This window comes from Methylomonas koyamae (genome assembly GCF_001644025.1).
Classification (GTDB): Bacteria; Pseudomonadota; Gammaproteobacteria; order Methylococcales; family Methylomonadaceae; genus Methylomonas; species Methylomonas koyamae_A.
Genome location: NZ_LUUK01000104.1, coordinates 1 through 1357, shown reverse-complemented (window position 1 = coordinate 1357; position 1357 = coordinate 1). Strand labels below are relative to the sequence as shown.

Below are 1357 nucleotides of genomic sequence, written 5' to 3'. Positions count from 1 at the left end.
TAACAGGCTGGTGAAAAACCCGCCGATATTTCTCCTTACCCACGATGTTCGTGATTTTTTCGAGTTGAAATCGGTCATGACATCGAGTTTCAAGCGTTTTGCCCCGGTTTCAAGGGCTTTTTATTCGCCTGAAGCCGTCTGTGGACGGTTTTCAGGCGAACTTCACCCTAGGCGGGCGCACTCCACGCCGGTTTCGGCGTGAACACCAATAGGTTGAGCATGCGCGTCAGGTTGTATGCGGCAAAGCAAAACAAGGCCTGACCCGCGACTTTGGCTAAGCCGATGTGACGGGTTTTGCGCAGGCCGCCGACCGTTTTGACCCAGCCAAAGGCTTCTTCGACGATTTTGCGGCGCTTGAGACTTTGGGCGTAACCTTTGCCGCGAGCGGTCCGGCCATCGACGGCACTGCCGGTCTTTTTGCGGGCCACATGGGCTTTGATGTCACGGGACTCGAGTCCGTTGACGAACGCCGCTTGGTCATAGCCTTTGTCGGCACCGAGGCTGCCGCCTTTGGGCACGCGGCGTTTGATCATTTTTTGCGCGGCTTCGATTTCGGCGGTGCCGGTGGCTTGAGTGGTTTCGACATCGACAATCAGGCCGTTGCGATTCTCGGACAGGGCGTGGGTGATGTAACGCAGTTTGGCCTCGGTGTATTCGCCTTTCTTGTAAAGCCGGGCTTCGGGATCGGTCGTACTGTGGTGGGTGGCGTTGCTGCGCTTTTCGCCGCTGAAGTCGACCTCGGGATTGCGGCCGGCAGGTTTGTCCGGGCCGCTGCCGTCTTTCTTGACGAAGCTTTTGTGCGAGGCCCAGGCTTCGATCAGGCTGCCATCGACACTGAAGTGTTCGTCGGACACCAGATTTTGCCACTCGGCAATCGCCAGCACTCGGGTGAAAAATTCGCGGCTGAGGGACTCGGACAATAGGCGCTCGCGGTTGGCACTGAACACTGTGCGTTCCCACACGGCATCGTCGATGCCCAGACCAACAAACCAGCGAAACAACAGGTTGTAGTCCAGTTGTTCCATCAACTGACGCTCGCTACGGACCGTATACAGGACTTGTAACAGCAAGGCTCGCAGCAGTTTTTCAGGGGCAATCGAGGGACGGCCGGTGTGCGAGTAACGCTCGGCAAAGACGGCATCCATCGAGGCCAATACGCCATCAACTAGTAGCCGTAAACGACGCAACGAATGCTGTTTGGGAATACGGTCTTCCAGGCTAACATAGCTGAACCAGCTGTTTTGAATGGCATCGTGTCCGCGCATTGAAAGGCTCCAAATTTAGGTAGCCTATTTTAACAGTTGGCCGCTCATCTATGCCTTAGCTTACTTGGCTTTTCGAGTTTTTCACCAGCCTG

2 protein-coding genes are annotated in these 1357 nt (G+C 55.9%); one reads left to right on the top strand and one right to left on the bottom strand.

Annotated elements, in window-relative coordinates; genetic code table 11:
* Window positions 1-202, top strand: a 202-nt coding sequence (locus A1355_RS26070; RefSeq protein WP_231883609.1) for a hypothetical protein, incomplete at its 5' end; no start/stop codon positions are given.
* On the opposite strand, the gene A1355_RS08600 is transcribed toward A1355_RS26070, so the two are convergent.
* The gene (locus tag A1355_RS08600; RefSeq protein ID WP_064027040.1) at window positions 168-1265 is read right to left on the bottom strand and encodes an IS5 family transposase; all 1098 of its coding nucleotides are present in this window, start codon (window positions 1263-1265) and stop codon (window positions 168-170) included. The two genes, A1355_RS26070 and A1355_RS08600, sit on opposite strands and share 35 nt — an antisense overlap.
* Between the last annotated feature and the right edge of the window lie 92 nt (window positions 1266-1357).

Coding starts and splice junctions, on each gene's coding strand:
- A1355_RS08600 (WP_064027040.1), bottom strand. CDS start 1,265: ATGCGCGGACACGATGCCATTCAAAACAGCTGGTTCAGCTATGTTAGC.